Annotated in this window: 6 protein-coding genes; all 6 read right to left on the reverse strand. The window is 30.8% G+C overall.

Annotated elements, in window-relative coordinates:
- Nucleotides 1–87 precede the first annotated feature (87 nt).
- Nucleotides 88–576 carry a HEPN domain-containing protein gene (locus tag BUC03_RS14810; protein WP_073153863.1) on the reverse strand — a complete coding sequence of 163 codons (489 nt, stop codon included), beginning with the start codon at nucleotides 574–576 and terminating at the stop codon, nucleotides 88–90.
- Nucleotides 566–1657, reverse strand: a complete 1092-nt coding sequence (locus tag BUC03_RS14815) for a DUF262 domain-containing protein (RefSeq protein WP_084113009.1) — start codon at nucleotides 1655–1657, stop codon at nucleotides 566–568. Before BUC03_RS14815 ends, BUC03_RS14810 begins: the two co-directional genes overlap by 11 nt.
- A 179-nt stretch (nucleotides 1658–1836) precedes the next feature.
- Nucleotides 1837–2637: a hypothetical protein gene (locus tag BUC03_RS14820; protein ID WP_073153866.1), complete on the reverse strand. Its 801-nt coding sequence runs from the start codon at nucleotides 2635–2637 to the stop codon at nucleotides 1837–1839.
- A gap of 18 nt (nucleotides 2638–2655) precedes the next feature.
- Nucleotides 2656–3249 (reverse strand): hypothetical protein, encoded by a 594-nt coding sequence (locus tag BUC03_RS14825; RefSeq protein ID WP_073153868.1) that lies wholly within the window; start codon nucleotides 3247–3249, stop codon nucleotides 2656–2658.
- A gap of 148 nt (nucleotides 3250–3397) precedes the next feature.
- The gene (locus BUC03_RS14830) at nucleotides 3398–4129 is read right to left on the reverse strand and encodes a M949_RS01915 family surface polysaccharide biosynthesis protein (protein ID WP_073153871.1); all 732 of its coding nucleotides are present in this window, start codon (nucleotides 4127–4129) and stop codon (nucleotides 3398–3400) included.
- Between the two features lie 155 nt (nucleotides 4130–4284).
- Complete coding sequence (locus tag BUC03_RS14835; protein WP_073153874.1) at nucleotides 4285–4767, reverse strand: hypothetical protein; 483 nt, start codon at nucleotides 4765–4767, stop codon at nucleotides 4285–4287.
- Between the last annotated feature and the right edge of the window lie 28 nt (nucleotides 4768–4795).

A 4795-nucleotide genomic window follows, 5' to 3' on the forward strand; every position in this document is an offset into this window, starting at 1 on the left:
AGTAAAGATAATAAAAAGAGCTAACTTTGACGCTTTTGCGTCTGTGTCCGCAGGACACAACTAAACCTTAGTTGGAATTATACGGTGTTAGGCACTGGCGTTTTTTAGTAAATCTTGTTCAATGTAGACAAATACTTCTACAAATTTTTTAAAATAATTCTCTATTTTTCTAATTGTTATGTCAGAGTCTTTGCCGTGAGCTATTTTGTGTCTATCTTTAATTATATAATTTATGGCAGAAGATTTATCATTTTCTTGCATAAAGCTATTGAGATTTTCTTCAAAATCAGAACTAAAAATTTTAGTTGTCTCTCTTATTTTTTTCGAATTCGGATTATTAATTCTTGCAAGTTGTGACTTAATAAATGAATTTATCATATCATCATCTGTTCTTTTTTCTGCAAAATCATATAAAGTAATCTTCAATGCATTTTCTAAAAAACCTGAGCATAATATGCATAGATATTTTGCTAAATGAGATTGCAATTCGTCATCTGGCTCAAAGCTTTCTTTTGTATTCTTAATCAGATTATTAATCTTTATGTATTGAAGATCTAATTCACTATTATGGAACATAATCTAAAATAAAATCATTAAACATTTTATGTCTGATTTCTACAACTTTGTCATCTGAAGTTGCTCTGGTTATTGAATCCACAAACTCTTGTTCTTTATAAAGTTCTTTAATGTTATCAGATAAAGATTGGTAATCAACATTATCATTAAGCCTTTTAGCAACGCCGACCATTAAAACTTCAAATGCAGAAGCATTAAAAACTCTATCAGGTCGAAATGCAGATTTACCGAAATATTGTAGAATTATATCTGTAGTTTCTTTAAATACACTCGAGAATTTATCTAACTCTTCTTCAGTTGGATTTCTATGTTTACTATTAAATTTATTTAAGAATTCTTTTAAAGGTTTACTATAATTATCAAATTCGGAGTACATAGCTAAAAATCTTAATATCATTTCTTGATCTTTAAGTCTATTACTTTTCTTACCGTAAAGCTCTCTCCAAGCAGGATAATCATTCAGTTCATCAATTAAATCATTTAGTTTGCCTATGTAAATCGCTGTCCTGATTTCTTGAGGAGTTAATTTTCTACCACCAGTATTTAATCTTTCAAACACGTGATAAATACTGGTATTGTCATCATTAGGTATTTCTTGTTTAATTATAGTAGCGTGAATTATCGAATCGTCGAGATTAATTCTATCTTCTTCTTCTAATTCGTCATAAGTTTTTCCTTCAAATTTGTTTTGAACATTTTTAAGTTTGAATACTCTTTTTCTAGTGTCACCTTCTTTCGGGTTGAAAAATCCGTCATAAAAAAAGAAGAGAGACTTTAGTCTTTGTTGTCCATCGATAACTGAAAGCTTATTAGAATTGTTTTCTTTCGCTAAAAAAACTCCAGGAACAGGAAGACCTAATAATAAAGATTCAATAAGTCTCGAAGCTTCTGCTTGATTCCACACATAATCACGTTGAAAAGGAGGTATAAAGATATCACCTCTTTTTAATCTCTTCACTAAACCTTCTACATCATAATCAGCCCCATAACTTGATATGTCGTAAATTATTGGTGGTGTAGATTCTTCTTTTTCGTCTACATCTATTATTTTTTCTTCTAAATCATCTTGATTTCCATTCATTTTGTTTGGATTTTATGTTTCAGTTTTTCGCTTGTGCCTAACGGTTTTGTATAATTTTCCAGCTAAGGGAAGGTTAGGAGTTAAGATAGTAAAAAGAGCTAACTTTGACGCTTTTGCGTCTGTGTCCGCAGGACACAACCAAACCTTAGTTGGAATTATACGTTGTTGGCGGTAGTTTTTTATTCGTTCATTTTTATTTTGTGTTCAGTATATTTCAAAGATTTAATGTCCGAAATATTAAATCCTTGTTCAGAAATATAGTCCACATTTTCTTTCATTGAAACTTGAATTTCTTTTTTAATTGTCAGGTTTCCATATTCTTCATATGCTTCTGGTAAATAGATTGAAAATGATTTTCCGTTTCTAAAAGTTCCAATTTGCGTGTCTCCATATTCGTTTTCAGGGTCTAAAAAGAATAAGTAATCTTCTTGCGTTTCAGTTTCAGTTTTATTTTTAGAAAATCCAATAGAAAGTTCGGGAATCGCTGTATTTTCCTCATATCCACTTAACCAACCAACAAGATTGTGGTAAACATAAAAACTAATCGATTGGTCAACTTTGATTATTTTCCAATCTCCGTATTCCGCAATTCCGAAATTGTATATTTTAAATTCTTCATTTCCTGAAAGCTTTCCATATTCTTTAATTCCTTTGAGAATGTAACTTTCAGTTGTGCTTTTTGTAAGAATAAATCTGTCGTAATCTTCGCTCTTTATTTTCTTTAATGTTCCGAGAGTTGGTTTTTCTTGTTCAGCTGTATTTTCTTTAGTCTTAAAACTATTGGTGTTTTGACTAATTGGATTGTTTTCTTTTTTTCCTACAAACTGATTGAAAAGAATTAAAATAATTACAATTGCGATTACGCCTATTATTATGTACTTCATTTGTTTTTTTAAATTACCGCCAACGGTTTTGTGTATGGCTCGTTGCGGAAAATCAGCTATGATTTTCCGCCGTAACCGAAAGATAGCAAATTGCAATGAATTCCGATTAGGAATTCAGTCGCAATGAGCTATACACGTTGTTGGCAACTGTAATTTTTTACTAAATATTAATTCCGTTTCGTTTTGTAATTCCGCTACTTTTAAGGTCAATTTCGTATTTTCTTTTTGATTATCAATCGAAATAAATTTCAAGTTTTTATTTTCTGGATATTTCCTTTTCTCAACTACATTTTGGTCAAATATTATTCTGAAAGGTTCTTGTAATGAACTATATGATAGTCCATAATCCTTTTTTACAGGTTCCGCGTAGGGAAAGAAAAAGATTGAGTCAGAAGTAATCGCCAAGTGAGTTTTATTAAACTCAAATCCAATTCGTTCAGTTCCGTAATTTTTAAATAGTTTCCAAAAGTTTGGCTTTTCTCCGTTAATGTCACAGTCTAATTCAGTATAGAAATTGACAATGTTTTGCTCAATCAGTTTATATTTTTTTCTCCATTCTTTTTGAATTTTATAATTAAAAACTCCCGAAAGCGGTAATTCTAAAAGTGACATAATCATTCCAAAAATTCCATTTGAGTTTTTTCGGTTTTTGAATTCCAATTTTAAAAATTTCACAAAACTAATATTTTCGAAATGGTAGTTCTTCATTATTGTTGCCAACGGTTTTGTATAATTTCCCAGCTAAGGGAAGGTTAGGAGTAAAGATAGTAAAAAGAACTAACTTTGACGCTTTTGCGTCTGTGTCCGCAGGACACAACCAAACCTTAGTTGGAATTATACATTGTTACCAGCTTTTTTAATAATATTTTCCTTCTTCACATTTATTTCTATCCCAATGATTGTTTAGAAAATTTAAAAATGTTTTGTTACTTTTCAAATTGTCACTTGGTTTATATTCTCCACCGTATGGATGTTCACTTTTGCACATAAGCATTGTTGAACCTCTCAGAGCATATTTAGTCGAACCTTCATACATTATTACTTTCATTTCTCCAGGGTCCATCCCTCCACGACAAATTAAAACATATGGGAAAGATATTTCAGCTATTCCATCATTATCCAAATCTGTAATTGTGGTCGCTTTTGGCACAAAACCTGTAAACCAGTCCACCCCAAAACATTCGGTATAATCATACACTCTCCATTTTCTCTTGTAATCGTTATCAGACTTGCTTTTTTGAAATAAGTAAGCATACAATTCTGATTTATCTTGAATCATATAATCAGTAGAATCTTTGTCATAGTCTTTCCAAGTGAAGTGTCCAGTTATCGCTTGGATTAGAATATTCTCTCCGTTAGAGTCAGTCCATTTTAGGGCTTCAACAACTGTCCCTCTAAAATCAAGTGTTTTAGGAATGTCATCATAACTTAATGTGTCAATTTGAATTGATTTACTTGAGTTTTCCTTGTCCCAAATACTCAACCAAATGTCAGGTTCAAGTTGTCTGAATTTTTCTTTGTGCTCTTCTGTCTGACCGAAAGAATGCTGAGATATTATCAGAAATAATATTATTATTAAGTTCTTCATTTTTTTAATTGCTGGTAACGGTTTTGTATAATTTCCCAGCTAAGGGAAGGTTAGGAGTAAAGATAATAAAAAGAGCTAACTTTGACGCTTTTGCGTCTGTGTCCGCAGGACACAACTAAACCTTAGTTGGAATTATACGGTGTTAGCACCAGTTTTTATTTTTCCGATTTGTAACAATTAATTCCCCAAATGTTTATCTTATCCAAAGTGTAGTCTATCTCAACCTTATTTTTATTAATAACTTTAAATTCATTTCCTTCTTTATAGTTTGAATCAAAAAGGGTATTCAAATTCAAAGCATCTTTTTTTAGTTCCATAAAGTTTAGTGATACAGTTTGTCCATTTCCGCTCCAAGCTCCGTTCGATTTTAGTATGTCAGATTCCGGTTCCACATCTTGCATTGGTTCAGGATAAATTTTTATATATAAATCAAAAGTTCCATTTGGAATTAAAGTCAGTTTTATAAGAGCCAAGTCATTATTTTCACTTAAATAAACAACTGTGTCGTTAGATACTAATTTTTCAGGTTGAATAATTTCTGTTTCAGTATTCAATTCCGCATTTTGAGTTTTTTCCGATTTCTCATTTTGGCAGGAAAGAATTACTAAAATTAAAGCTATAAATATTTTATTTTTCATTTTAGTAACAAATTGGTGCTAACGGTTT

It is taken from the genome of Mesonia phycicola (genome assembly GCF_900141885.1).
GTDB classification, from domain to species: Bacteria; Bacteroidota; Bacteroidia; order Flavobacteriales; family Flavobacteriaceae; genus Mesonia; species Mesonia phycicola.

Coding starts and splice junctions, on each gene's coding strand:
- BUC03_RS14825 (WP_073153868.1), bottom strand. CDS start 3,249: ATGAAGAACTACCATTTCGAAAATATTAGTTTTGTGAAATTTTTAAAA.
- BUC03_RS14835 (WP_073153874.1), bottom strand. CDS start 4,767: ATGAAAAATAAAATATTTATAGCTTTAATTTTAGTAATTCTTTCCTGC.
- BUC03_RS14810 (WP_073153863.1), bottom strand. CDS start 576: ATGTTCCATAATAGTGAATTAGATCTTCAATACATAAAGATTAATAAT.
- BUC03_RS14815 (WP_084113009.1), bottom strand. CDS start 1,657: ATGAATGGAAATCAAGATGATTTAGAAGAAAAAATAATAGATGTAGAC.
- BUC03_RS14830 (WP_073153871.1), bottom strand. CDS start 4,129: ATGAAGAACTTAATAATAATATTATTTCTGATAATATCTCAGCATTCT.